The 25,317-nt window shown below is 71.6% G+C and carries 22 protein-coding genes; 14 read left to right on the forward strand and 8 right to left on the reverse strand.

What is annotated here, in order from left to right; translation table 11 throughout:
* Positions 1-81: 81 nt before the first annotated feature.
* The gene (locus ACWD0F_RS16565) at positions 82-1,209 is read right to left on the reverse strand and encodes an L-talarate/galactarate dehydratase (protein WP_449876160.1); all 1,128 of its coding nucleotides are present in this window, start codon (positions 1,207-1,209) and stop codon (positions 82-84) included.
* Between the two features lie 103 nt (positions 1,210-1,312).
* Here ACWD0F_RS16565 and ACWD0F_RS16570 point away from each other — a divergent pair, with 103 nt between their 5' ends.
* The gene (locus ACWD0F_RS16570; protein WP_449876162.1) at positions 1,313-2,164 is read left to right on the forward strand and encodes a DUF72 domain-containing protein; all 852 of its coding nucleotides are present in this window, start codon (positions 1,313-1,315) and stop codon (positions 2,162-2,164) included.
* Positions 2,165-2,226: 62 nt separating this feature from the next.
* Here ACWD0F_RS16570 and ACWD0F_RS16575 read toward each other — a convergent pair whose 3' ends face one another.
* Positions 2,227-3,240, reverse strand: a complete 1,014-nt coding sequence (locus tag ACWD0F_RS16575; protein WP_449876164.1) for a zinc-binding dehydrogenase — start codon at positions 3,238-3,240, stop codon at positions 2,227-2,229.
* A 105-nt stretch (positions 3,241-3,345) separates the two neighbouring features.
* Here ACWD0F_RS16575 and ACWD0F_RS16580 point away from each other — a divergent pair, with 105 nt between their 5' ends.
* Entirely contained in the window at positions 3,346-4,152 is an 807-nt protein-coding gene (locus ACWD0F_RS16580) for a hypothetical protein (protein WP_449876166.1), read from the forward strand.
* 33 nt (positions 4,153-4,185) lie between these two features.
* Here the strand turns inward: ACWD0F_RS16580 and ACWD0F_RS16585 are convergent, their stop codons facing one another.
* The 3 genes from ACWD0F_RS16585 to ACWD0F_RS16595 form a co-directional block, all read right to left on the reverse strand.
* On the reverse strand, positions 4,186-4,719 hold the full coding sequence (locus ACWD0F_RS16585) for a phosphotransferase family protein (RefSeq protein WP_449876168.1): 534 nt from the start codon (positions 4,717-4,719) through the stop codon (positions 4,186-4,188).
* A 29-nt stretch (positions 4,720-4,748) separates the two neighbouring features.
* On the reverse strand, positions 4,749-5,027 hold the full coding sequence (locus ACWD0F_RS16590; protein WP_449876170.1) for a hypothetical protein: 279 nt from the start codon (positions 5,025-5,027) through the stop codon (positions 4,749-4,751).
* Between the two features lie 100 nt (positions 5,028-5,127).
* Positions 5,128-5,982: an alpha/beta fold hydrolase gene (locus tag ACWD0F_RS16595; RefSeq protein ID WP_449876172.1), complete on the reverse strand. Its 855-nt coding sequence runs from the start codon at positions 5,980-5,982 to the stop codon at positions 5,128-5,130.
* 158 nt (positions 5,983-6,140) lie between these two features.
* On the opposite strand from ACWD0F_RS16595, the gene ACWD0F_RS16600 reads away from it, so the two are divergent.
* Together ACWD0F_RS16600 and ACWD0F_RS16605 are read left to right on the forward strand one after the other, a co-directional pair.
* The gene (locus ACWD0F_RS16600) at positions 6,141-6,284 is read left to right on the forward strand and encodes a hypothetical protein (RefSeq protein ID WP_449876174.1); all 144 of its coding nucleotides are present in this window, start codon (positions 6,141-6,143) and stop codon (positions 6,282-6,284) included.
* 109 nt (positions 6,285-6,393) lie between these two features.
* On the forward strand, positions 6,394-7,479 hold the full coding sequence (locus ACWD0F_RS16605; protein ID WP_449876175.1) for an epoxide hydrolase family protein: 1,086 nt from the start codon (positions 6,394-6,396) through the stop codon (positions 7,477-7,479).
* On the opposite strand, the gene ACWD0F_RS16610 is transcribed toward ACWD0F_RS16605, so the two are convergent.
* Complete coding sequence (locus ACWD0F_RS16610) at positions 7,431-9,290, reverse strand: sensor histidine kinase (RefSeq protein ID WP_449876177.1); 1,860 nt, start codon at positions 9,288-9,290, stop codon at positions 7,431-7,433. The genes ACWD0F_RS16605 and ACWD0F_RS16610 overlap by 49 nt on opposite strands.
* Positions 9,291-9,322: 32 nt before the next feature.
* On the opposite strand from ACWD0F_RS16610, the gene ACWD0F_RS16615 reads away from it, so the two are divergent.
* The gene (locus ACWD0F_RS16615) at positions 9,323-9,928 is read left to right on the forward strand and encodes a response regulator transcription factor (protein ID WP_449876329.1); all 606 of its coding nucleotides are present in this window, start codon (positions 9,323-9,325) and stop codon (positions 9,926-9,928) included.
* 229 nt (positions 9,929-10,157) lie between these two features.
* Positions 10,158-12,314, forward strand: coding sequence for a fibronectin type III domain-containing protein (locus ACWD0F_RS16620; protein WP_449876179.1), 2,157 nt, complete (start codon positions 10,158-10,160; stop codon positions 12,312-12,314).
* 87 nt (positions 12,315-12,401) lie between these two features.
* Here ACWD0F_RS16620 and ACWD0F_RS16625 read toward each other — a convergent pair whose 3' ends face one another.
* Positions 12,402-12,902 (reverse strand): MarR family winged helix-turn-helix transcriptional regulator, encoded by a 501-nt coding sequence (locus tag ACWD0F_RS16625; RefSeq protein WP_449876180.1) that lies wholly within the window; start codon positions 12,900-12,902, stop codon positions 12,402-12,404.
* A 124-nt stretch (positions 12,903-13,026) separates the two neighbouring features.
* Positions 13,027-13,221: a hypothetical protein gene (locus ACWD0F_RS16630; RefSeq protein ID WP_449876181.1), complete on the reverse strand. Its 195-nt coding sequence runs from the start codon at positions 13,219-13,221 to the stop codon at positions 13,027-13,029.
* A 134-nt stretch (positions 13,222-13,355) separates the two neighbouring features.
* On the opposite strand from ACWD0F_RS16630, the gene ACWD0F_RS16635 reads away from it, so the two are divergent.
* The 8 genes from ACWD0F_RS16635 (at position 13,356) to ACWD0F_RS16670 (ending at position 25,266) form a co-directional block, all read left to right on the forward strand.
* Positions 13,356-16,580, forward strand: a complete 3,225-nt coding sequence (locus tag ACWD0F_RS16635; protein ID WP_449876183.1) for a type I polyketide synthase — start codon at positions 13,356-13,358, stop codon at positions 16,578-16,580.
* Between the two features lie 103 nt (positions 16,581-16,683).
* The gene (locus ACWD0F_RS16640; RefSeq protein WP_449876185.1) at positions 16,684-17,268 is read left to right on the forward strand and encodes a TetR/AcrR family transcriptional regulator; all 585 of its coding nucleotides are present in this window, start codon (positions 16,684-16,686) and stop codon (positions 17,266-17,268) included.
* 145 nt (positions 17,269-17,413) lie between these two features.
* Entirely contained in the window at positions 17,414-18,067 is a 654-nt protein-coding gene (locus tag ACWD0F_RS16645; protein WP_449876187.1) for a response regulator, read from the forward strand.
* 296 nt (positions 18,068-18,363) lie between these two features.
* Entirely contained in the window at positions 18,364-19,590 is a 1,227-nt protein-coding gene (locus ACWD0F_RS16650) for an aminotransferase class III-fold pyridoxal phosphate-dependent enzyme (RefSeq protein ID WP_449876189.1), read from the forward strand.
* Positions 19,590-21,104, forward strand: coding sequence for a GMC family oxidoreductase (locus ACWD0F_RS16655; RefSeq protein WP_449876190.1), 1,515 nt, complete (start codon positions 19,590-19,592; stop codon positions 21,102-21,104). Before ACWD0F_RS16650 ends, ACWD0F_RS16655 begins: the two co-directional genes overlap by 1 nt.
* Before the next feature lie 11 nt (positions 21,105-21,115).
* On the forward strand, positions 21,116-22,363 hold the full coding sequence (locus ACWD0F_RS16660) for an MFS transporter (RefSeq protein WP_449876192.1): 1,248 nt from the start codon (positions 21,116-21,118) through the stop codon (positions 22,361-22,363).
* 219 nt (positions 22,364-22,582) lie between these two features.
* Positions 22,583-24,562 (forward strand): thiamine pyrophosphate-binding protein, encoded by a 1,980-nt coding sequence (locus ACWD0F_RS16665; RefSeq protein ID WP_449876194.1) that lies wholly within the window; start codon positions 22,583-22,585, stop codon positions 24,560-24,562.
* A complete protein-coding gene (locus tag ACWD0F_RS16670; RefSeq protein WP_449876196.1) occupies positions 24,562-25,266 on the forward strand; it encodes a transaldolase family protein in 705 nt (234 codons plus the stop codon). Before ACWD0F_RS16665 ends, ACWD0F_RS16670 begins: the two co-directional genes overlap by 1 nt.
* Positions 25,267-25,317 lie beyond the last annotated feature (51 nt).

Below are 25,317 nucleotides of genomic sequence, written 5' to 3' on the forward strand. Positions count from 1 at the left end.
GCCGAGTCCCGGCCGGTCGGTCGCTGACCGGGGCCGCGAGCGGCACGGCGTAGTGGCCGAGCCGCACCGAGGCGACGCGCGTCATGCGCGCCCGAACGCGACGCTGTCGACGGTCCACTTGCGGCACTGCTCGCTGAGCGTGAACCCGAGGCCGGGACGGTCGGGGACGATCATGCGGCCGTCACGGGTCTCCAGCCGCTCCTCGAAGAGCGGGTTGAGCCATTCGAAGTGCTCGACCCAGGGCTCGCGCGGGTAGGCGGCGGCCAGGTGGAGGTGGATCTCCATGGCGAAGTGCGGCGCGAGCTGGAGGCCCGCGTGGTCGGCGAGGGTGGCCAGCCGGAGGAAGGGGGTGATGCCGCCGACGCGCGGCGCGTCCGGCTGGATGATGTCGGCGGCGCGGGCCTCGATGAGGCGGACGTGCTCGGCGACGCTGGAGAGCATCTCGCCGGTGGCGATCGGGGTGTCGAGGGCTGCGGCCAGGTGCGCGTGGCCTTCGGCGTCGTAGGCGTCCAGCGGCTCCTCGATCCACACCAGGTTCAGCTCCTCCACCGCCCGCCCGAACCGCAACGCCGCCGCCCGGTCCCACTGCTGATTGGCGTCCACCATCAACGGCACGTCATCCCCCAGATGCTCCCGCACCGCATGCAACCGCCGCAGATCCTCCTTCGTGTCCGGCTGACCCACCTTGATCTTGATCCCGCCGATGCCGTCCGCCAGCGACTGCGTCGCCCGCGCCTTGACCTCCTCGATCGGCGCGTGCAGAAACCCGCCCGAGGTGTTGTACGTCCGGACCGAGTCCCGGTACGCGCCCAGCAACTTGGCCAGCGGCAACCCCGCCCGCTTCGCCTTCAAGTCCCACAACGCCACATCGACCGCGGCCAGCGCCTGCGTGGCCACCCCCGACCGGCCCACCGACGCCCCCGCCCACAACAACTTCTCGTAGACCTTGCCGATGTCGGAGGGATCCTCCCCCAGCAGGTTCTCCCCGACCTCCTTGGCGTGCGCGTACTGGGCGGGGCCGCCCGCTCTCTTGGAGTAGCTGAAGCCGGTGCCGTGGTGGCCGTCCTCGGTCGCGATCTCGGCGAAGAGGAAGGCGATCTCGGTCATCGGCTTCTGCCGGCCGGTGAGAACCTTGGCGTCGCTGATGGGGACGTCCAGCGGAAGCGTGACGGAGGAGAACGAGACGTGGCGGATGCGGTCGGCGGCCATGGCGGTCCCAAAGGTCGGTCGGCAGGTCGTCAGTCATCGTACGAAGACATCACTCATATGACAAGTTCTCCGACGCGTTGATGGACGCGATACCGTCGAACCCATGCGGCTTCATGTGGGATGCGCGATGTGGACCCATACGCCCTGGCAAGGTCGTCTCCTTCCGCATCCGCTCCCGCCTGCCGAGCGCCTGCGCGCCTACGCGACCTGGTGCAACGCGGTGGAGGGCAACACGACGTTCTACGCCACCCCGGCCAGGAGCACGGTGGAGTCGTGGGCCGCGCAGACCGCCCCGGACTTCCGCTTCGTCGTCAAGCTGCCCAAGGCGATCACCCATGAGCGCCGCCTCACCGGCGCCGACGAGGAGCTGCGCGCCTTCCTCGACGCGATCGAGCCCCTCGGGCCGCGGACGCACGCCCTCTGGGTGCAGTTGCCCGCCTCCTTCGGCCCCGCCGACCTCGGCACCCTGGCGGCCTTCCTGCGCCGCCTGCCCCGCTCCCAGCCCTGCGCCGTCGAGGTCCGCCACCGGGCGTTCTTCGACGACGAGCGCGCCGCCCGCCTCCTTGAGCGGGCGCTGGCGGGCTTCGACGCCGAGTGGGTCCCGTTCGACACCACCGCCCTCTTCCAGAGCCCGCCGACCAGTGACGCCGAACGCGACGCGTGGACCAAGAAGCCCCGGGTCGCCCGCCGCACGCGCGCCCTCACCGCCCGCCCGATCATCCGCTACCTGGGCCGCGACTCCACGGACCGCACCGTCGAGGGCTGGCGGCCCTGGCTCGACAGCGTCACGGCCTGGCTCCGCGAGGGCCGCTCACCGACCGTCTTCGTCCACACGCCGGACAACGCCGACGCGCCCGTCCTGGCCCGCCGGTTCTACGACGAGGTCCGCGCCCGCGTACCGGAGCTCGAACCGCTGCCCGACCCGATGCCGGCCGAGCCGCTGACCCTGTTCTGACACCGCCGCGCGCTTGTTTCCGGCGCCCCCTCGCGTCGTCGCGGGAGAGCCGCCGTGCGGGTTCAGGGGCGCAGGATGAGGCGGACCGGGTCGCCCTCCTTGCGGGCCAGCCGGTCGAGCGCGGCCGGCGCGTCGGACAGCGGCAGCACGTCGCTGATGGACCCGCTCAGCTCCAGCCGCCCGCGCTGCGCCAGCGTCACCAGCCGCTGAACGTGCTCCGGCGAAGATCCGTAGTGCCCGCGGACGGACTGCCCGAAGTAGGCCAGGCCGAGGTCGCTGCGCACGGTCAGCGGCTGGTCGGCCAGCCCCACGACCACCAGCCGGCCGCCCCTGCCGAGCAGCGGCAGCGCCTGCTCGCGGACCGGCGCGACCCCGGCGAAGTCGAAGGCGACGTCGAGCCCCGCACCGCCGGTGAGGTCCATGACGGTGTCGCGGAGCCGGGGATCGGCGGGATCGAGCACGGCGTCGGCCCCGAGCGCCGAGGCCCGGTCCCGCGCCGCGGCCAGCGGATCGATCGCGATCACCGGAGCCGCCCCGACCAGGCGCAGGAGCTGCACCGCATGGGCGCCCAGCCCACCGGCGCCCCACACGGCCACCGCGTCCCCCGGCCGCGTCGCCCCCGTCACCGTCACCGCGGCCCACGGCGTGCTGACGGCGTCCGGGATGATGCACGCCTGCTCGAACGGCAGGCTGCCGGGGATCGGCACGACCGTGTGCGCGGACGCCAGGGCGTACTCGGCGTAACCGCCGTCGTAGTCGACGCCCCTGGTGAGCACGTTGCCCCGCAGATCGGCCTCACCGGCCTGCAGCAGCACCCGCTGCCCGGCCGTCCACGCGTCGACGCCCGCGCCCAGCGCGTCGATGACCCCCGCCACCTCGTGTCCCAGCGTGACCTCGTCCCCTTTGAGCCACAACGGGGTGAGACCGCCGTCCGCCAGATGGACGTCGGACAGGCAGACCCCGGCGGCCCGCACCTCGATGCGCACCTGCCCGGGCCCCGGCTCCGGCACCGGCACGTGCCGCATGCGCACCTGGCGGGTGGGGATGTGCAGCCGGGCGGCGAGCATCTCCGTCATCACTACCTTCTTTCCTCCTGGCCATCCCGGAGATCTTGACACAGCCGCCGGGCAGCGCCCTCCGAAGATCACCGATAGGGTTGCGCGCAAAAAAGGAGCTCCGCGTTGTCGCGATCAGCGCTGCTGGTGTGGCTGGCCGCCCTGGCCGCCGCGGCCTATCCCACCTGGGACACGTGGCGTCCCCCGCCCGCGGGCGAGTGGACCTCGGAGGTCTTCGGCTGCATCGGCCTCTACTCCCGCTCATGGGACCGCTCGCCGCTCCTGCCGCTGCGGGGCGACCTCGGCACGATGACGGAACTCGCGACGACGTGGGGCCTTCCCCTTCTGATCGTGCTCGCCGCGCTGGGCCACCGGCACTCGGCCGCGGCCGGGCGGCGGGCCGCCGCGGCGCTCACCCTGATCGCCTTCGTCCGGCCGCTCACTCCCTGGTACGCCGGAGACGCCCCGTGCGGCGGGCCGCTGCGCCTGCTCAGCCTGGAGTGGTTCGAGACGGTGGCCACCGCGTTCGGGCCCTGGGAGTCGTCCCTGCTGATCGCCGCCCTGCTGGTGATCCTCGCCACGCAGCCGCCCGGCGCCTCCCGGCCGGACGCCGGAGAACCGGTCATCCTCGCGCCGTCCAGGCGGCGGGCGCTGACCCTGCTGATGGACTACCTGGCCGTGACGATGCTCGTCTCCCTGGCCATCCGCCTTACCGGAGGCTGGGGCACCGGGCTGAGCGGGGGGCTGCTGCAGTGGCTCGCGTTCGACGAGCTGCTCGACGAGCCGGCCCGGCTGATCTTCTACCCGGCGCTGGTCCTCTACCTCCTCCTCAGGCGGCGCTTCGTCCGCCGGACACCGCCGCCCGGCCCGTTCTGGCCGACGGCGCGACGAGCATGGCCATCACGTCACGTCCATCAGGCAGGCGGATCTTGATGCGGGCCAGGACTGCGCGCAATCGCAGCCTGATCACATGGCAGCGAGCCAGGCACCGTGCCGGTGACTGAGGTCTTGGCGAGTGAGGTCGGTGCGGCCGAGATCGTGATAGTTGGGCAGCCAAGTCTCCACTTCGCCGCGGGAGCGTTGGACGGCGAACAAATCCCAGAGTTCCCGGTGTGGGACGGGCGTGCCGGCGGCGTCCTCATAGGCAAGGAGGAAAGCGTCGGCGACGTGTGCACCGTGGAGCAACACCAGGTCCAGGCGGCACCAGCCGACATCGAATCCGCGGGGTGCCAGAGAGGCCCCCGACCAGTCGACGACCCCCGTGAGTTCACCGTCTGCCCACAGGACATTGCCCGACCAGTAGTCGAAATGTGTGAACATCCTCGGCTCGGCGGCAAGGTCGGCCCATCGTTTCCGCACCGGACCATCGGCCCGGCCCGCGATGCGGGGAATATCATCGATGACGTCGCGGAATCCCGTCATCCCGGTAAGAGGTGCGGCGTGGATACGGGCGAGCGTGCGCCCCAGTCGCGCGGCCCACGGGAGCGGATCGGCGGGCATGATGTCTGCTCGCCCCGGCAGCCGCGAGATCAGAACGGCAGGCCCGCCGGATCGGAGTCGAGCAGACGCGGCGCGAGGCCGCCCAACCCGTCGAGCGCGGTCAGCACGCGTGCCTCGCGGTACGCCGCATCGTCCGCGGCGGCGTACCGTCTCAGGACCAGCTCGCAGTCCGGGTCAGCCGTCCGGATCAGATGCGTGCTGGTATGAGTGCCGCCGGTGAGCACTTGTACCTCCCGCACTGTCGCGCTGGTGCCGGGTATCGGCGCGGCCCAGGCGAGGGCGGCCGAAGAGGGGTGGAGATCGGGCATCGTGCCAGGCTGGACGATCCGGAGCGGGTCGGCGAGGTGTTTTCCGCCGCACGGGCCATCCGCCGCTGACCCGTCTGAAGCGGCGAAGTCCGTACAGGACCTAGCCGGCCAGGACTTCATGAAGTGCGACGGCGAAGGCGTCCGGGTCGCCCTTCGTGCCGAACTCGCCGTCCATGAAACCGCCGTGGTGGCTGGGGAAGATGACGGGCTCGATGCCGAGCCGTTCGGCGACCGCCACACCCCCGCGGTACGCGATCTGCCCCTCCGATTCGACGCCGACGGCGATGACGATGCGGGTCGACGCCGCGCGCAGGGCCGCGAAGTCGTGCTCGTAGTGCGTACAGGTGATCATGTTCTGCCCGACGAGCGCGTCGTCCCGGGAGCCGTCGTCCTCCACCGGCATCCCGAACTCGGCCGGGCTCGGCACGGGCAGCTCGGCGAAGCCGGCGGGGAACTCCCCCCGCAGGCTCGTGACCGCGATGAACTTCACCATCGCGGCGCCGAACCCGTCCCGCTCGTAGGTTCTCTTGATGTCCACCACCGCGGCCAGCGCCCGCTCGCGGTCCGGCAGGGCCTGGACGACGGGCGGCTCGTGCGCCACGAGCGTGCGCACCTGCTCCGGGTGCCGGGCCGCCAGGACCAGCCCGTTGACCGCTCCGCCGCTGGTGGCGAAGATGTCCACCGGCCCGCCGCCGAGCGCGGCGATCAGCCGGTGCAGGTCGTCGGCGTGCAGGCCGGGCGTCGACTCGGCGACGCCGTCGGTCCGCTCGCTCCGCCCGACGCCGCGCGGGTCGTAGGTCACCACCGTGCGATCCGGGAAACGGTCGGCCAGCGTGGCGAAGCCGCGGGCGTCCATCGGCGATCCGATCATCAGCAGCGCCGGCTCGGTGCTCGTCCCGCCCTCGCGTACGTCGTAACGGAGAACGCCGCCGGGCACCTCAAGGGTGTGGGTCATGTGCTCGCTCCTTCTCGATGATGGCGAAGAGGCAGACCAGCCGGCCCGGCGGAACTCATCGCCGCCGCGCGCAGTTTCGGCCGGAGTCATCTGGCGAGAATGAGCGACATCTCGTCGCCGGCACAGCTAGAGATCGCTTCGATGGGCAGAAGTGACTCATGGACGTCCTCCTCATCCTGGCACTCGTCGCGCTTCTCGCGGGCGTTCTCATCGCCCTCACGCAGAGGGTGTGGCCGGTAGCGCTGCTGTGCGTCGGCCTGATCATGGCCGCCCTCGCCGACGCCGGGTTCATCATCGGGTAGGCGGCCCACCGCCGTGCGGTCACCCACGCCGTGCCGACCGTGCATTATGCATGCCCGGCCGGTGCACGAGGAACTACCGGCGGCGCCGGCATTTCCGCAGGATAGAGGCATGAGTTCAGACATCACTCCCTTCCGCATAGAGATCCCCCAGGCTGACCTGGACGACCTGCAGACGCGGCTCGACCTGGCCCGTTTCACCGACGAGTTCCCCGACGCCTACGGCGTGAGCGTCGCGCGGGTGCGGCGGCTGGCCGAGTACTGGCGCGACGGCTACGACTGGCGCGCCTGGGAATCCAAGATCAACGCCTACCCGCAGTTCACCACCGTCATCGACGGGCAGCTGATCCACTTCTTCCACGTGCGTTCCGCCAACCCCGACGCGCTGCCGCTGATCCTGACCCACGGCTGGCCCGGTTCGTTCGTGGAGTTCCTCAAGGTCATCGAGCCGCTGTCGAAGGACTTCCATCTCGTCATCCCGTCGCTGCCCGGGTTCGCTTTCTCCGGGCCGACCACGGAGGGCGGCTGGGGCACCGTACGGACCGCCCGGGCCTGGGCGGAGCTGATGGCGCGCCTCGGATACGAGCGCTACGGCGCGGTCGGCAACGATGGCGGCTCGATGGTCTCGCCGGAGATCGGCCGGCTGGCCACGCCCAACGTCGTGGGCGTGCATGTCACGCAGATCTTCTCCTTCCCCTCCGGCGACCCCGCCGAGATGGCGGACCTGACCGAGGAGGAGCAGGCCGCGCTGGGGGTGCTGCAGTGGTTCTGGGAGGAGGCCGGCGCCTTCAACGTCCTGCACTCGCAGCAGCCGCAGACGCTCGCCCACGCGCTCGCCGACTCCCCCGTCGGCTTGCTGGGCTGGCACGCGCAACTCCTCGACCTTGAGCTCGACGACGACTTCGTGCTCACCAACGTCGCGCTCTACTGGCTCACCGGCACCGCGGGCTCCGCGATCCGCTTCTACTACGAGAACGCCAAGGCCGCGCCGCAGCCGGCCGAGCCCACCACGACGCCGATCGGGCTGGCCTCGGCCAAGGGCGACTTCCAGTCCATCCGGCGCTTCGCCGAGCGCGACCACAAGAACATCGTGCAGTGGAACACCTACGACACCGGCGGGCACTACGCGGCCCACATGGCGCCCGCCCGCTACGCGGACGATGTTCGCGGGTTCTTCTCCGCCCTGCTGAGCGAGTAGCGGGGCACCGACGCCACCAGGGCGAACGTGCCGTCGCCCCGGTCTCCGGCGGTGAGCGTGCCGCCCGCGGCCCCGACCCTGTCCACCAGGCTCGGGAGCCCGCTGCCGGTCCCGGGGACGGCTCGCGCCAGGCCGTCGTTGACGACGCGCAGCCGTACCTCGTCGCCGTCCGTCTCCACCGCGATCGTGCACAACCGTGCGGCCGAATGCCGGACGACGTTCGTGACGGCTTCGCGCAGAACGGTGGCCAGCACCGCGGACTCCGCCGGGCCACCGGCGTGCACCTGGACGCCGACGCCGGCGGAGCCGAGCAGCGAGCGGGCGGACTCGATCTCCTCGGGCAGGCTCAGCGCGGGGCCGCCTGAGGTGATCGAGCGCACGTCGGCGAGGCCCCGCACCGCGAGCGGGCGGACCTCCGCCAGCAGGAGCGCCGCCTTGTCCGGGTCGTGGCCGATCGCGCGCAGGGCCAGCTCGGCCTTGAGCGTGATGGCCGACAGGGTGAAGCCGAGCAGGTCGTGCACGTCCCTGGCCACCCGGAGCCGCTCGGTGACCACGGCGCTCCTGGCGGCCTGCGCGCGCAGGCCGCGCAGGCGTCCGGCCGCCTCGGGGAACCGGTTGAACGCGAACACGCCGATGGCCAGGCCGATCATCGAGACGACCTGGTAGAGCTCGTAGCCCCCCACCTCCGGATAGAGCCGTAGCAGGAATCCGCAGGCCACGGCGATGGCCGCGACGGCGGGCACCGACCAGCGCGCGGGCAGCCACAGCAGGATGTCGGCCGCGGCCATGCCCACCAGCGGAGACATGGTGCCGTCCCCCACGTAGAGGGCGGCGGCGCCGACGATGAGGAGGTGCGACGGGAGCGTCCAGCGCCAGGCCGGCGGAGCCGAGGCCCGGGGAACGCCGTGGTAGAGCTGGAACGCGACGGCCAGGGCCGCGACCACGACGGCGACGGCCCAGTGGCGCGCGGTCGTGGCCTGGCTGCCCGCGACGTTGTTGAGCACGATGGCGGACACGTTGACGCTCATCGCGGTGAGGGCCCACCGCGAGAGCCTCGTCGACTCGTCCGGCAGGTCGGTCCGGCCGGCGGGCAGCGGTTCGCGTGGGGTGGCGGCGACCGTTCTGGCCTCGGCGGCCGCCTCGCGCGAGGTCTCCGCGACGTAGGTGAGCACGCCGGGGGTGAGCGGCGCCTGGCGGGAGGCGCGCAGGATGTCGGCGAGCCGGACGCCGATGGCCCTGCGCAGGTCGCCGGCCGCGCGCAGGCGTTCGTTCGCCGCTTCGAGCCCGGCGAGCTGCCGGTTGGCCTCCTGGGTCTCGCTGAGCAGCACGGCCAGCCGTACCAGGGCGAACAGCGTGAGGCCCATGTTCATGTCGATCATGGTGAAGCTGGCGATCGTGGCGAGGTCGGGGCCGTGCAGCACGGCCGCCACCGAGGTGTCGGCCAGCAGTACCGCCCCGAACAGCGACCAGCCCGCCGGGCCGGCGACGCTCAGCGGCATGGCGGCGGCCAGCGGCCCCGCGATGGGTCCCCACAACATGGGGAAGGCCAGGTAGGGGCCGAAGGTCGCGGCCCCGAGGACGGGAACGGCGCGGCGCCCGCCCCTGGCGACCAGGGCGAAGAGCGCGACGACGGCCAGGACGAGGCCCAGGCAGACGGCCAGGGTGAGCGGCGCGGACTGTCCCCGGGCGTTCGCCATGGCGACGATGATCGTGAAGCGCGTCGGAATGATGATGGCGATGTAGCCGAGCACGAGCGCCCATCCGGTCGATGGCCTGAGCTGCGGTTGTCCGCTTCCTTCCGCTACCGTCACCTGGGTTGTTTATCACGCCTAGGATGCGCACTGTGATTCGTGTGCTGATAGCGGAGGATGTCCGGATACTCCGCGAGGCGCTGGTCGCCCTGCTCGGGTACGAGGAGGGCATGGAGGTCGTGGCCGAGGTGGCCACGGGCGACGCGATCGTCCCCGCGGCGCTGGCCCACCGGCCGGACGTCGCCGTGCTCGACATCGACCTGCCCCTGCTCGACGGGCTGGCCGCCGCCGCCGATCTGCACGAACGGCTGCCGGAATGCCGCGTGCTGATCCTCACCGCGCTGGGCAGGCCGGGCAACCTGCGGCGCGGGGTCGAGGCGCACGTGTCCGGCTTCATGCTCAAGGACTCCAGGCCGCAGGACCTGGTGAACGCCATCCGCGAGGTCGCGGCCGGCGGCCGGGTCGTCGACCAGCAACTCGCCTTCGCCGCGCTCGACCTGCCCGCCAGCCCGCTGACCGACCGGGAGGCCGACGTCCTGCGCCTGACCGGCGCCGGCGCCACGCCCCGGGACATCGCCAGGGACCTGCACCTCAGTTACGGCACGGTGCGCAACTACCTCGCCTCCGCCGTGACCAAGCTGAACGCCCGGACGCGGCTGGACGCGGTCCGCATCGCCACCGAGGCGGGCTGGCTCTGAGGCACTCGCCGGCGCGCGCGGCCGAAATTTTCTCAAACAACGCCCAGGACGGCGTTCCTACGCTTCGTTTCAGCTAATTTCCGAAACATTTCGGACAAGCATCGATATTTCGGCATGTCAGAGGCGCTGCCCTCTACCTTGGACCGAAACATTTCGGGATTTGCGTTGACATATTTCGGGCGCGTTCTCAGACTGATCGCCAATACCGCACCCGGAAGGGAGAGCCCTGGTGATCATCAGCTTGGCCCGCCGGAAGATCGTCGCGCTGGCGACGACGCTCCTGGTCGCCGGAGCGATGGCGGCGGCGCCCACCGAGGCCGCCGCGGCCGCCGGAGTCGAGAACGAGGGCGCCGACTGCACGGTGACCGGCCTGCCCGACGCGGGATCCCTGCCCACCGACTCCCGGCTGCCCGATCCGTTCAGAAGGCTGGACGGCACCCGCATCGCCGCCAAATCCGACTGGCGGTGCCGGCGGGAGGAGATCAAGCGGCTGGCGGAGCGGTTCGTCTACGGCGAGAAGCCCGCCAAGCCGGCGAGCGTCACGGGAACGGTCTCCAGCAGCACCATCACGGTGAACGTGAGCCACAACGGGCGCAGCTCCAGTTTCTCGGCGAGCGTCTCGCTGCCGAGCGGGACGGGACCGTTCCCCGCGGTCGTCGTCCTGGGCGGATTCGGCGCCGACACGGCCGCCATCAGAGCGGCCGGCGCCGCCGTCATCACCTACGACCCCTACGTGGTCGGCCGGGAGGGCACGCCGCGCTCCAACAAACAAGGCGCGTTCTACACCGTCTACGGCTCCTCCAGCAGCACCGGGCTGCTCCTCGCCTGGGCCTGGGGCGTGAGCCGGATCATCGACGTCATCGAGCAGTCGAACGGCGGCATCCTGCGAGCGGACGCGACCGGTGTCACGGGATGCTCGCGCTTCGGCAAGGGCGCCTTCGTGGTGGGCGCGTTCGACCAGCGCATCGCTCTGACCATGCCGATCGAGTCCGGCAGCGCCGGCGTGCCCATCTTCCGGGGCATTCCCGGGGAGGGCGCCCAGAGCCTGAGCAGCGCGTACGGCGAGCAACCGTGGCTGGGTGACGCGTTCGGCTCCTTCACCGGCAGCCCGGCCAGGCTCCCGGTGGACACCCACGAGATGGTGGCCATGGTCGCGCCGCGCGGCCTGTTCATCATGGACAATCCGCACATCGCCAACCTGGGTCCCCGATCCGCGAGCGTGGCGGCCCTGGGCGGGGCGGAGGTCTACAAGGCGCTCGGCGCGGGCGACAACATCACCTACTGGTCCGACGTCCAGGACGGCAGCCACTGCGCCAACAGGGCCGAATGGCGGACCCCCCTGCAGCAGAACATCCAGAAGTTCCTGCTGAAGACGGGCAGCAGTCCCGGCGCGATCAGGATCTCCTCCCGGGCGCAGGGCAATCTGTCCGAGTGGAGAGACTGGCAGACTCCGGTGCTCGGCGACTCCGGTGACACCACCCCGCCGAGCACGCCGGGCACCCCGGCCGCGTCCGGCGTGACCGCCACGGGCGCCACGCTGACCTGGGCCGCCTCCACCGACCAGGGCGGCTCCGGCCTGGCCGGCTACACCGTCCACCGCGAGCAGGGCGCCACCGACCCGCAGCTCGGCCAGTCCGCCACCCCCTCGATCACCCTGACCGGGCTGACCGCGAACACCCAGTACCAGGTGTACGTGCGAGCGCGTGACGGCGCGGGCAACCTGTCCGGCGACTCACCGGTGGTCACGTTCACCACGACGGGCGGCGGTGGCGACACCTCGCCGCCGACGGCCCCGGCCGGCTTGACGGCCTCGGGGACGACGTCCACGGGCGTCACCCTGAGCTGGACGGCCTCGACGGACGACAACGGCGTCGCCGGCTACGACATCCTGCGTGCGCCCGGCGCGAGCGGTGGCACGTTCACCCAGGCCGGCACCTCGGCCACGGCCTCGTTCGGCGACACGGGCCTGACCCCGGGCACCACCTACCGCTACCAGGTCAGGGCGCGCGACGCCGCGGGCAACATCTCGCCGGTCTCGAACACCGCGGAGGTCACCACCCAGCCCGGCTCCTCCACCGGAGTCTGCACCGCCGTACCGACCGTGCAGACCCAGTGGGCCACCGGGTATGTCATCCAGCCGCTGACCATCACCAACACCGGCGCCTCGGCGATCGCCGGATGGACGGCCACGTTCACGCTGCCGGCCGGGCACACGCTGACCGGCTCGTGGAACAGCGTCGTCACCGTCAGCGGGCGGATCGTGACCGTCAAGAACGTCGCCCACAACGGCGCCCTCGCCCCCGGAGCCGGCACCACCAGCGTCGGGTTCCAGGCGACCCGGCCGAGCGGCGACACCGCGCTTCCGTCCGGCTACACCTGCGCCTGACCGTCGGCGCTCCCCTGCCCGCCCACTCCGGCCACCGGTGTGGGCGGGCGCCCGGCCCGGCCACTTGAGACCGGCGTGGGCGGGCGCTCAGGCGTCCGGCCAGCCCAGCGGGTACGCGAAGCCCTCCGGTGACTCGCCGCCCGCCTCGTTGAAGGCGTTCATGGCCGCGATCAGCGACCTGCACCGCTCCACGGACATGCGCGAGACGATGGCCGCGATCTCCTCACGGCGCCGGGCGGTGACCTGATCGACGATGCGCCTCCCCTCCCCGGTCAGGCGCATCAGGCTCTCGCGCCGGTTGTGCGGATTGACCTCGCGCATGATGAGCCCCGCCGTGCTCAGCCGGTCGGCCATCCGCATGGCCGTGGAGGAGTTGACGTTCAGCAGCTCGGCCATGGTCACGAGCTTGGTCTCGCCGTGCCCGGCCAGCACCACGAGCATCCGGAACTGCGGCAGCGTCACCCGGTCCTCCACCGCGCTCAGCGAGCGCGCGGCGATGGCCACGAGCAGGCGCGAGCCGGTGAGAACCGCGGAGATGACGGCCGACGGATCCGCGCCGTCCACCTGTTCCGGCTCACCTTGTCGCATAGGCACTGTTGTACACGCTCCCCGCCACCGCGCTCACCTCGGAAATCCGCCCGTCCCGCACGGCGCCCCGGCCCCGTGCGGCACTTCGGAGCGCGGGACGAACCGCTACCGAACGGGATGCACCTCAGGTGCCGGTGGTGCGCGGGATGAAGCGCACGAACGGGATGCGCCGGCCGACCTCGCGGTAGTCCCCGTCGCTCCCGTCGACGGCGATCCCAATGATCCCGCAGAGCCGGCGGGCCGCGGCCCGGTGGCGGGAGGCGTACCGGTCCATGATCGCGGCGCCCTCCTCTTCGGAGATCGGCGATCTGGTCAGCACGTACGCGAATATGTTCTTAGTCTTAAGTCCACATTCGTAAAACCCATGAATAACTGGCAAAACCGGCCTAGTGAGAAGTTGGATTCTAGTTTATTTTTGGCCTCAAGGACACGAAGTCTCCCGAGAGGCCAACCATGAAGCCGCTCCATAGAGATCAGGGGAGGCCGGCCGAGATCGCGATCATCGGTATCGCCTGCCGCTACCCACGAGTCCACGGTCCTGAACAATTCTGGAGATTATTGATGGACGCCGGCGATGTGATCAGCGCCGGCCCGTCCCAGCGCCCGCATCTGGCCGGCGGGCACGGCGGCTGCCTCGACGCGATCGACGAGTTCGACGCGGCCTTCTTCGACATGGCGCCGCGCGAGGCGCAGCAGTCCGACCCCCAGCTCCGGCTCTTTCTGGAGACCGCGTGGGAGGCCGTCGAAGACGCCGGCGTGGTCCCGGAACGGCTCGCGGGCAGCCCTACCGGCGTGTTCGTGGGACAGGCGACGTCCAACTATTGGGAGCTGCTCTGCCGCAGTGTCAGCCCCGACATCTACAGCCTGGTCGGCAGCGAGTTCCGGGCGTCGCTGCCCGGGCGCGCGTCGTTCCATCTCGACCTGCGCGGCCCCAGCGTCTCGGTGGACACGGCGTGCTCGGCGTCGCTGGCGGCCGTGCACCTCGCCTGCCAGAGCATCCGGCTGGGCGAGTCCACGATGGCCCTGGCCGGCGGCGTCAACCTGGCGCTGCTGCCGTACGAGGAGGAGGCCTTCTCCGGCGCCGGCATGCTGGCGCCCGACGGGCGGTGCAAGTTCGGTGACGCCGGCGCCGACGGGTTCGTCCGCTCCGACGGAGTCGGCGTGGTCGTGCTCAAGCCGCTGACCGACGCGGTGGCCGACGGCGATCGGGTGTACGCGGTCATCCGCGGCAGCTCGATCACCAACGACGGGCGCAGCAACGGGCTGCTGATGACGCCCAGCCGGATCGGCCAGGAGCAGATGCTCCGCCGGGCTCTGGACGACGCCGGGGTGGATCCGGTGGAGGTCGACTACGTCGAGGCGCACGGCACCGGGACGCCGGTCGGCGACGAGGTGGAACTGACGGCGCTCGGCAACGTGCTGGGCGCGGGACGTCCGCCGCCACGGCCCTGCCTGGTCGGATCGGTCAAGTCGAACATCGGCCACACCGAGGCGGCCGCCGGGATAGCCGGGCTGATCAAGACGGCCCTGTGCCTGCATCACCGGGTCGTGCCGCCGACCCTGCACATACGCGAGCCCAACCCGTCCATCACCTGGGACGACTCCGCCCTCGAACTTCCGACCCGGGCGCCGCGGCCGCTGACCCGGGGCGGGCCTCTGGTGGCGGGGGTGAGCTCGTTCGGGATCGCCGGCACGAACGTGCACGTCGTGCTCGGCGAGCAGGTCTCCGCCGGGCAGCCGGCGCCGGCGCGCACACCCGACGTGGGCGCGCACCTGCTCACGTTGTCGGCCCGCTCGCCGGAGGCGCTGCGCGCTGCGGCCTCGGGCGTCTCCGCCTTCCTGGCGCCCGGCGGCGGCGGGCACGACCTCGATCTGGGCGACATCTGCTACACGGCGGCCCGCCGGCGCACGCACCACGAGCACCGCCTGGTGGCGACGGGCACCGGTCACGACTCCCTGGCGGCGGCCCTGCACGCTTACGCCCGCGATCAGGTGAGCGCGGAGCCGGGAGACGCGAACGTGGTCGGCGGCGACGAGGTGCCGGCGCAAGGGGCCCGCGTCGTCTTCGTCTTCCCCGGGCAGGGCGCGCAGTGGACCGGGATGGCCCGCGATCTGCTGTCCACCTCGCCGGTGTTCGGCGCGGCACTGCAGCGGTGCTCCGAGGCCGTCATGGCGGAGACCGGCTGGTCGGTGTGGGACAAGCTGGAGAGCGGGGCGCCGATGTCGGGCCACGCCCACGAGACCCAGCCCATCCTGTGGGCCGTCCAGGTGGCCCTGGCGTCACTGTGGCGTTCGCTCGGTGTCGAGCCCGACCTGGTGATCGGCCACAGCATGGGCGAGATCGCCGCCGCCTGCGTGGCGGGCAGCCTGGATCTGGCCGACGCCGCCGCGATCATCTGCCGGCGCAGCGCCCTGGCCCAGCGGATCAGCGGCCGCGGCGCGATGTTGTCGGTCGGCGTGCCGGAGGCGGCGGCCGGGGCCGCGATCGCCGGCTACGAGGACGTCGTCGCGGTGGCCGCCGTCAACGGCCCCGCCTCCACCGTGTTGTCCGGCGACCCGGCGGCGCTCGGCGAGATCGCGCGGGCGTTCGAGCGCGGCGGCGTGTTCCACCGTACGATCGCCGTCGACTTCGCCTCGCACAGCCCTCAGGTGGACGAGCTCACCGACGACCTGACCGATGCTCTGCGCGAGGTCCGCCCGGTCGCGGCCGGCGTTCCGATCTGGTCCACCGTGCTCGACGGCGTCACCGACGGCTCCTGCTTCGACGCCGCTTACTGGGTACGCAACCTGCGCGAACCCGTCCGCTTCTCCTCCGCGGTGACCCAGGTCGCCGGGGAACGGCCGACGGTGTTCGTGGAGATCAGCCCGCATCCCCTTCTCGCGGGTGCGATCCGGGAGTCCCTGCGGCACGACGGGCTCGCCGGGGTGGTGGTGCCTTCGCTGCGCCGCGACCGTGCGTCCTGGCCCCGGTTGCTGGAGTCGCTGGCGTCGATTCACGTCGCCGGGGGGCCGGTGGACTGGGCGCGGCTGTATCCCCGGGGGCGGCTGACCCGCCTGCCCACCTATCCCTGGCAGCGCGAGCGCTACTGGTTCGCCACCCCCGAACCCACCACCCCCGAACCCACCACCCCCGAAGCCGCCGCACCTGATCCTGCCGCGCTCGAAGCCGCCGGACTCGGAGCCGCCGCGCTTGAACTCTCCGCGCTCGGTGCCGCCGCACTGCGTCTCGCCCCGCCGCGGGCAGCGGACGGCGCGGCCACGGCGGCGCCTGTCGAGCTGGTCGGCGACCTGCGGCTGCTCGGCCCCGGAGGCGTCGTCGTGGCCGAGCTGGGCAACCTGGCCCTGCAGTTCGTGGTACGACCGCCCGCCCAGGCGCCGGTTCCGCAACGTCCGCCCGATCCGGCCGCGCACAACCCGCCGGCCCAGCCGCCGCGGCAGGGTGACGACCTGGCCGGCCAGGTCGTCGAGCAGATCGCCCGCGAGCTGTCCCTGCCGGCCGCCAGGCTGAACCCGCGCAGGTGCCTGCCCGCCTTGGGCCTCGACTCGCTGATGGCGGCGCGTCTGGCCGGCCGCCTGCGCGCCGACACAGGCGTCGACATCCCCACGAGCCTGTTGCTCGGCGAGCATCCGCTCGGCGACGTGCTCGAAACCATCAACACGATTGCTCACAATCCGTGATATCGTGGACTCAAGTCCATTATTTTACTGAGTTCTACCGAGGTGGATTGAAGCAATGACGCCTCAACACAGTGTGAGCCGACGGGAGCGCAACAGGGAGGCCATGCGGACCCGCGTCTACGACGCCGCCATCTCCCTGTTCGCCGAGAAGGGCTACACCGCGACCTCCTTCGACGAGATCGCCGAGCGGGCCGACGTCGCCCGCGCCACCGTGTTCAACTACTTCAAGCGCAAGGACGAGTTCCTGCTGGACTGGGGCGACGCGCGCCGGCGCCGCCTGGGCGCGATGCTCATCCAGGAGAGCTCCCGCGAGACGAAGGTCCCCGGCCAGCTCCTGCGGTGCATGAACCAGCTCGGCGAGGTGACGACGCGCGAGCGCCACATCACCAGCGAGCTGCTGCTGGCCTGGGTGCGCACGGGCGCTCCGGTGCTCGAGGAGCCGTATACGGCCTTCATCTTCGCCCAGATACTCACCGACGGTAAGGCGCGCGGCGAGGTGCGCTCCGACGTCGACCCCGTGGCGGTCGGCCACCTCCTGCGCGACATGTACCTGGGCACGCTGTATCGCTGGGTGGGAGAGGGAGAGCCGCCCTTCTCCCTGCCCGACGCACTGACGGGCGCGCTGCGCCTGGTCTTCGACGGGATCCTGCCCAAAGAGGCCGGCACCTCGGACTGGACTTATTCTTGAGTATGTGTTTAGACTCAAGTCTATAATTTCCGCAGACAGGTTGACGCCATGAACCTGAGCGAGTCGTACGGGGCGAGCGGCGGCGAGCGGGCCGCCGCCGGTTCCCCTTCTCTCCTGGCCAGACCGCACAGCCGGGGTGGGTGAGATGACGAGCCTCGGGGTCTTCCTCGTCGACAGTCACCCGGCGTTCCGCGACGGCCTGCGCGTGGCGCTGGAGGCCGGGTCCGCCCACGTCGTCGGCGAGGCCCGCGACGGTGAGACCGCGATCCAGATGATCGCGGCCATCCGGCCGGACCTGGTCCTGATGGACGTCAAGCTCGGCGGCCACGACATCGGGTCGATCCGCCGCATCACCGAAAGCCCGCACCCTCCCCGTGTGCTGGCGATCGCCGCCGCCGCCGATGACGACGTCGTCATCGGGGCGCTGCGCGCGGGCGCCAAGGGCTTCATCGACAAGGCCGTCTCGCGCGAGGAGCTCCTGCACGGCGTGCACCTCGTCGCCAACGGTGGAGCGGCATTCAGCCCGGGCGTCGCGGACCGGCTCCCCGCCTATTTCTCGGCCATTCAGGAGCTGCCCGGCCGGATGGCGTTCCCGGAGCTCACCGACCGCGAGACGCAAATCCTCGAACTGCTCGCCCGCGGCTACAACAATCGCACCATCTCGCGGCAGCTCGTGCTCGCCGAGAAGACCGTGCGTAATAACATCACGCGCATCTTCACGAAATTGCACGTCACTGACCGGACGTCCGCCGCGCTTCGCGCCAGAAACGCCGGCCTGGGCCTGGAGCACACTGCCTGACCTGCCGCTCTTGCCGAGTCCGGCCGGTCCCACCCGCCAGGGACGACGCCGCCCCACGCCTCTCCCTTGCCACCCGCGCGGCCGGGTGCGTTTCCGCGCGCCAGGTTTTCGCTGTTTCACCATGGAAAGACGCGCTCAACAAGCCCGTCATCATTTCTTGCGCCGCTCTTGGGACCAGATAGGGACAATGCTCCCAAGAATCCGGGACAGGCCCGCGCATAGGCTGGTGATCGCCGAACAGAACAGCGCAGCACTTCTGCGAGATGCGACCCCCGCACATTTATTTGGGAGGGACGATGCGCGACGACATTCTGACGCGCGACCCGGTCACCGATCCGCGGTCCTCATCGGACGCCGGCGCCAGAGGGCCGTTGGCGCCGGGCGCCCAGGTCTGGCACAACTTCCCGGTCTCAGCGGGAACGCCGAAGTTCTTCAGATCCGCCAAGGGCCCACGGGTGTTCACCGAGGACGGGACGGCGCTGCTCGACCTCTATGGCGGCAGCGGCACGATCATTCTCGGGCACGGGAACGAAGCGCAGATCAGCGCCGTCCGCTCCGTGCTCGACAGCGGGGCCACCGTGAGCCTGCGGCACCCGCTGGAGCGGCGGCTGGCGAGCCGGGTCGTCGGGCTGTGCCCGGAAGCCGAGTACGCCGCCTTCTTCAAGACCGGCTCGGAGGCGGTCCACGCGGCCATCACCACCTGCGTACGGGCGACAGGAAGGCGCAAGGTCCTCACCACGACCTACCACGGCTGGCTGCTCCCGCTCGGCTACCTCAAGCCGGAGCGCAGGTCGGCGACGGAGCGCACGTCGGCGCGGGAGGCGGCGGGCGACGGGACCGGCATCGACGTGGTGGACCTCGACTGGCAGTCGCAGACCCTGGTGGAGGACGTGCGCTCGGCCGCCCGGTCCGCCGCGTGCATCATCATCACCCCCAACGCGCTCACCCCCGGCCCGGAGACCGTGCGGGCCGTCGTGAAAGCGGCCCGCGAGGCCGGCGCCCTGGTCGTGTTCGACGAGGTGAAGGCCGGTTTCCGCTACGCCTACCCCAACGTGACGGTGTTGTGGGACCTCCGGCCGGACCTCCGCGTGCTCAGCAAGGCCATGGGCAACGGCTTCCCGATCGCCGCGCTGGCCGGCGCCGAGCTCCTCGCCTCGGAGGCCACCTTCAGCCTCTTCAGCACCTACGCGTCGGAGTTCGTCTCGATCGCCGCCGCACTGGCCTGCCTCGACCAGCTCGCCGACGGCGGCTACGAGACCTTCGCCCGCGCCTCGGCCGAGCTGTACGAGGGGCTCGGGGAGATCGGCGGGCGTTACGGCGTCAAGGTCCGCGGCATCCCGACCTTCTTCCGGCTCGACCTGCCGCCGACCCTCCAGCCGGACACGTTCTGCCACGCCCTGTACGACCGGGGCGTCCTCTACCACCCCATGGACGACGTCCTGGCCAGCGCCGCGTACGGACCGGCCGAGGTGGCGCAGGCGCTGTCGGCGTTCGAGGGCGCCTTCGACGAGACGGCCTCCTGATGATCGGCAGGACATACGACTACGTCATCGTCGGCGCGGGAGCGGCGGGAACGGTGCTGGCCGCCCGGCTCACCGAGGATCCGGCGTGCGAGGTGCTGCTGCTGGAGGCCGGGCCGGACTATCCGGACGAGGACCGTATGCCGTGGGAGCTCCGCAGAAGCTACGGCCGCGGGGTCCGCATCCAGGGATACGACACCCACGACTGGAACTTCCAGGCTCAGGTGACGGAACTGGCCACGATCCACATGCCGCGCGGCAAGGTCGTCGGCGGTTCGAGCGCCATCAACGGGCAGGTCTTCCTGCGTCCGGAGCCGGCCGACCTGGACGCGTGGAACCTGTCCCCGTGGACCTTCGAGGAGACGCTTCCGTACTTCCGCAAGCTGGAGACCGACGCGGACTTCGACGGCCCCTACCACGGCTCGGACGGCCCGATCCGGGTGCGCCGCTACGCTCGGCCCACCTGGACGGCGGACCAGAACGCGTTCTATGCGGCCTGCCGCGCCTTCGGGCATCCCGGCTGCGACGATCACAACCGGCCCGGCACCACCGGTGTCGGGCCGACGCCGCTGAACGACGTGGACGGGCTGCGGTGCAGCACACTGAATGGCTACCTCAATCCCGCGCGCGGGCGGCCGAACCTGACCATCATGGCTGACGCCTTGGCGCACCGGATCGTCCTCGACGGCGGACGGGCCACGGGCGTGGTCGTCGAAACGGGCGGAAACCTGCGGACGGTGCGCGGGAACGAGGTCATCCTGTGCGCGGGCGCCATCGGGTCGCCGCAGCTGCTCATGCTCTCCGGCATCGGCCCCGCCGGGCGGCTGCGTGCGGCGGGCCTGCCGGTGCTCGCGGACCTGCCCGGTGTGGGCGGGAACCTGCGCGACCACATGACCTCCGAACTGCGCTGGCCCCTGCACCCGGATTTCGACCCCGACGGCGTGCACCACCCCCATCAGGCGATCATGCGTTACACGTCCTCGGGCTCGGCACCGGCGAACGACATGGTCGTCTACGCCGCCGCCCGCTGGGCCGACCGCACGTTCGCGATGCGGCCGACGGTGAACCTCGCCGTCAGCGAGGGAGAGCTCACGCTGAGATCGGGTGATCCCCACGACGCGCCCGTCCTCGACTTCCGCTACTTCTCCTGCCCGTCCGACCTCGAACGGCAGCGGGACGGCGTCCGGATGTGCGCGGCCCTGGCCCGCGAACCGGCCTTCGACAAGCTCCTGTCCGAGCGCACCGCCCCGGCCGAAGAGATCCTGGGCTCCGACGACGCGCTGAACCGCTGGATCTTGCGTCACGCGGTCACCGGCTACCACCCGTCGAGCACCTGCAAGATGGGCGTCTCCAGCGACGGCACGAGCGTGGTGGACGAACGCGGGCGGGTGCACACCGTGGCGGGATTGCGGGTAGTGGACTCCTCGATCCTGCCCGACAACGTGCGGGCGAACCTCCACGCCACCGTGATCATGATCGCGGAGCGGTCCGTGCCGCTGATCCGCGAGTCGGCTTAGGGAGCGGCGACATGTTCGGGCCCTACCTGTCCCTGCTGCGCCGCTCCGGCGTGGCGTTACCGTTCATCTCCGCGTTCGTCGCGCGCCTCCCCCTGGCGATGACACCCCTCGGCCTCGTGGTGCTCATCGAGGAGGTGAGCGGGTCCTACGCCAGCGCCGGCCTGGTCACGGGCGTGTTCGCCGTGTTCACGGCGGCGTCCGCGCCGATGTGGGGCATGCTCATGGACCGGGTGGGGCAACCGCTGGTGATGGGGGCGACGTCCGTGGTCTCGGCGGTGTTCCTGGTGGGCGCGACGCTGGCGGCCACCTCCGGTGCGCCGACCGTGCTCCTGCTCGCCCTCACCGCATGCGCCGGGGTCAGCTTCCCGCCGATCTCACCCGCCATCCGGGTCGTCTGGAGCGTCATCGTCCCGGAGACGGCTCAGCGGCGCACCGCGTACGCCATGGACGCCGTCGCGGTCGAGACCATCTTCGTCCTGGGGCCGCTGCTGCTCACCGTCCTGCTCTCGCTCCCGGCGGCGGTGCCCCTGATCGTGACGGCGCTGCTCATGGCGGCCGGCGGCCTGACCTACAGCCGGACCGGCGCCGCACGGTCCTGGCAGCCGATGAGCGCCGAGCGGCGCGCGGCCACCCCGCGCGGGCGTTCGCCGCTGGCGGTCCGGGGCGTGTGGCTCACGCTGCTCACGGCGCTCGGCATGTCCCTCGGTTTCGGGCAGATGGACGTGGCGATGACGGCGACCGCCGAGCGCGTCTACCACAGCGAGGTCCTGCTCGGCGTGTTCTTCGCCTGCGCGGCCATCGGCAGCACGCTCGGCGGGCTCTGGTACGGGAGCCGGGAGTGGACCGGGCCGGAACGCCGGCACCTCCCCCGGACCCTGGCCGCCTACGCCACCGGGCTGGCCGTGGTCATGCTGGTGCTCATCCAGGGCGCCGGGCCGCTGCCGCTGTTGCTTCCCGCGCTGGTGGTGACCGGTCTGTGCATCTCGCCGAGCCTCATCGTGCAGCAGGCGCTCGTCGACCAGAACACCCTGCAGGACCGCCGGAGCGAGGCGCAAGGCTGGCTGCACACGTCCCTGACCTCGGGCGGGGCTCTCGGCATGGCGTTCGCCGGCGTGGTCGTCGAACAGGCCGGCCCCGCCGCGGCCTTCGGAACGGGCGCCGCGGCGGTGGCCGCCGCGGCGCTGATCGGCGCCGCGGCGCAGCGCCGGTGGCGGGTGACCGCGGAACGCCCGGCCGAAGCGGGGTCCCGCTCCTCCTGACGGCTGCGCCCGTACCACGTCCTGATCTTTCAGCTACCAGCACCGACCTTGACGCGCGCTCAGCTCGACGTGCGCGCCTTCGGTGACCCCTGCACTCCCTTGCCTGGCAACCGACCTGATCGAAGCCACAGAAGGAGATGAATGCGAATGTCCTCCCCATCGCTCGGACATGCGATAGCGCGCTCACTCAACGGAACGCGCCCCGACACCGCCGCCCCGTTGATCGAGGCTTTCCGGCACGCCGACGGAACGCCGGACGCCCTGCGCTGCGGCGAGTTCCTGATCGAGGGCCGCGATCGTGCGGAGTGGCTGCTGCAGCAGGTGCTCAGGCGGCGGGGCGTGACCGAGGCCGCCACGCTGCGGGCGGTGCCGCGCGCCGTCGTCGACGAAGTGCTCGGCTGGGAGGTCCGGCTGACCGGCGCCGAGGCGGTGGCGGTCCTGCTGGCCGCGGCCGGGGTGGCGAACGTCTTCGTCTACGCCGGAACCTCCGAGCTGGCCCTGTGCGACGCGGTCGACCGGGCGCACGGGGTGCGTGTCGTGAACGGCCGCGGCGACAAGGAGTCGGCGTTCATGGCGGCCGGCGCCTCGCTGCTGGAGCCCAACAGAGGCGTCGCCATCCTGCACGGCGCCCGTGGGCTGACCAACGCGGCCGGCGCCGTGGCGGACGCCCGGCGCAATGAGGCGGGAACGCTCTTCGTCGTCGGCCTGCCGTCGACCACGTCCGCCCGGTTCCTGCCCCCGCACGGAGAGAACGATCTGATGGGCGGGATGGCGGCGTTCGCGGACTGGGTGTGGCAGGCGCGGGCCGTGCCCGGCGACCCCGGCGAGCGACGCGAGGCCGCCCGCCGGTTCGTCGCGCGCTTCCGGGACGCCCTCATCCGGGCCGCGCAGCCGCCGACCCGCCCGGCGATCTTCGGCATTCCCCAGGACGTGGCCGAGGACCGGTGGATCACCGCCGAGGACCTCATGGAGGAAGCGGCGGCCCCTCCCCCGCTCGTCGCGCTCAGCGAGCCGACGCTCGACATCGCGCTGCGCGAACTTCGCAACGCCGACAAACCCCTCTTCCTCATCGACGACTACGCGCTGCGGCACCCCGGCGTGCGCGAGGCCCTCGATGACATCAGCGGCCTGCTCGGCGCGCCCGTGCTGCAGTTGCGGTATCGGCGCGGCCCCATGCTGTTCGAACGGCTGCAGACCTACGAGGTGGCGAACTTCGCCGGCTGGCTCAACCAGTTCAGCCAGGTGCACGCCGACCTGCTGGAGGCGTGCGACCTGCTGGTGACCGTGGAGGATCGCAACCTCTACGAGAGGACCGTGGGCCCCCTGCCCTCCTGCAGGAAGCTGGCCGTCAACACCGACCCGGAGAAGGTACTCAAGAACGACTATCTCGACGCCGACGACGTCCTGCTCACCGGAGATCCCGCGGGTGTCCTGTCCGAGCTGGCCCATCGGCTGCACCAGGCGGGCTACGACCGGCCGGGCCCGTGGTTCCCCCGCGAGGAGGTGCACGCGGCGGGCCGTACCAGCCCTGAACCCGCCGACGCCCGGGTGGAGGCGGGCCGGCGGGGCGTGGCCAGGGCGCTGGCCGGCGTGCTCGTCCGCTGGGACGCCCCGGTGCTGGTGGACGACAGCCAGATGTTCGGCGGGTTGTTGTCGGAGCACTACGACGACCTGCCGCCGGGCCTGCGCGTCTTCGGCGGGCACGGCGGGTTCGTCGGCGGCGGCCTGTCCACCGCGACCGGCCTGGCCGTCGCCAACCCCCACGTCCAGGTGATGTGCACGCTGGGCGACCAGGGGTTCACCAACTCACTCCAAGGACTGGTGGCGGCCGTGCAGGAGCGGGCCCGGGTGCTCTTCGTGGTGTGCAACAACGGCAGGTCGGTCTCGCTCACCAAGCAGGCGGCCGCCTCCTACGACGAGGTCCCGACGGAGCGCGCCTACCTGGCGAACGTCGACGGATTCGCCTACTGCGAGCTGGCGGAGGCCCTCGGCATACCGGCCCAGCGGATCGCGGTCCCGATCGGCGGCCCGACCGCCGCGGTCGATCAGGCGCTGGCCCGGCTTCCCGACGTGCTCGCGCGAGCCGCCGAGGTGGACGGTCCCGCCCTGGTGGAGCTGGTCCTGCCCGCGGACCCGGAGGTGTGGCGCGGAATCTGGATCACTCAGGGCTTCGAGCAGCGGACGGCGGTCTCGGTGTGATGAGCCTCTATCTCGACTCCGCCGGACTCGACGACGTGCGGGAAGCCGCCGGGCTGGGATTCGTCCGGGGCGTCACCACCAACCCCACCCTGCTGCGCCGGGCGACCGGCGACCCGCTGCGGCACGTCGGCGAGCTGCTCGCCGCCGTGGACCTCCCCGAGATCTACTACCAGCCCACCGGCGCCTTCGGCACGCTCCGTGCGGAGGCCGAGGAGGCGTGGTCCCTGGACAAGGAGCGCATCGTGCTGAAGCTGCCGGCCACGCCCGGCGGAGCCGCGCTCGCCGGCGTGCTGGTGCGCCAGGGTGCGCGCGTGGCCCTGACCGCCGCCCAGACGCCGCAGACGATGATCGTCGCCGAATCGATCGGCTGCGTGGCCGTGATCCCCTATCTGGACCGGGCGGCGCGGGACATCCGCACCGACGCCGAGCTGATCCGGTCGCTGGCCGAGCTGCGGCGCGGGTCCACCCGGGTCCTGGCCGCCTCGGTGAAGAACATCGGGCAGGTGCTGCACGCCTTCCGTTCCGGGGCCGACGCGGTGACCGCGCCGCTCCAGGTTCTGCGGGAGCTTCTTCGGCACCCGGCGAGCCTTGAGGCCGAGCACGACTTCTCCCAGGAATACAGCACCACGTCCGGCACCACGTCCGGCACCACGTCCGGCACCGCCTCCGGCACCACGTCCGGCACCGCCTTCAGCACTGCCTGACCAGGCCGTCCCTGGGCCGGGTCCCGCGAGAGGCGGAGCCCGGCCGGGCCG

The sequence above is a fragment of the Nonomuraea sp. NPDC002799 genome, from assembly GCF_053592075.1.

Coding starts and splice junctions, on each gene's coding strand:
- ACWD0F_RS16650 (WP_449876189.1), top strand. CDS start 18,364: ATGCGCGACGACATTCTGACGCGCGACCCGGTCACCGATCCGCGGTCC.
- ACWD0F_RS16645 (WP_449876187.1), top strand. CDS start 17,414: ATGACGAGCCTCGGGGTCTTCCTCGTCGACAGTCACCCGGCGTTCCGC.
- ACWD0F_RS16585 (WP_449876168.1), bottom strand. CDS start 4,719: ATGCCCGCCGATCCGCTCCCGTGGGCCGCGCGACTGGGGCGCACGCTC.
- ACWD0F_RS16625 (WP_449876180.1), bottom strand. CDS start 12,902: ATGCGACAAGGTGAGCCGGAACAGGTGGACGGCGCGGATCCGTCGGCC.
- ACWD0F_RS16575 (WP_449876164.1), bottom strand. CDS start 3,240: ATGACGGAGATGCTCGCCGCCCGGCTGCACATCCCCACCCGCCAGGTG.
- ACWD0F_RS16595 (WP_449876172.1), bottom strand. CDS start 5,982: ATGACCCACACCCTTGAGGTGCCCGGCGGCGTTCTCCGTTACGACGTA.
- ACWD0F_RS16600 (WP_449876174.1), top strand. CDS start 6,141: ATGGACGTCCTCCTCATCCTGGCACTCGTCGCGCTTCTCGCGGGCGTT.
- ACWD0F_RS16590 (WP_449876170.1), bottom strand. CDS start 5,027: ATGCCCGATCTCCACCCCTCTTCGGCCGCCCTCGCCTGGGCCGCGCCG.
- ACWD0F_RS16635 (WP_449876183.1), top strand. CDS start 13,356: ATGAAGCCGCTCCATAGAGATCAGGGGAGGCCGGCCGAGATCGCGATC.
- ACWD0F_RS16660 (WP_449876192.1), top strand. CDS start 21,116: ATGTTCGGGCCCTACCTGTCCCTGCTGCGCCGCTCCGGCGTGGCGTTA.
- ACWD0F_RS16655 (WP_449876190.1), top strand. CDS start 19,590: ATGATCGGCAGGACATACGACTACGTCATCGTCGGCGCGGGAGCGGCG.
- ACWD0F_RS16565 (WP_449876160.1), bottom strand. CDS start 1,209: ATGGCCGCCGACCGCATCCGCCACGTCTCGTTCTCCTCCGTCACGCTT.
- ACWD0F_RS16640 (WP_449876185.1), top strand. CDS start 16,684: ATGCGGACCCGCGTCTACGACGCCGCCATCTCCCTGTTCGCCGAGAAG.
- ACWD0F_RS16670 (WP_449876196.1), top strand. CDS start 24,562: ATGAGCCTCTATCTCGACTCCGCCGGACTCGACGACGTGCGGGAAGCC.
- ACWD0F_RS16570 (WP_449876162.1), top strand. CDS start 1,313: ATGCGGCTTCATGTGGGATGCGCGATGTGGACCCATACGCCCTGGCAA.
- ACWD0F_RS16605 (WP_449876175.1), top strand. CDS start 6,394: ATGAGTTCAGACATCACTCCCTTCCGCATAGAGATCCCCCAGGCTGAC.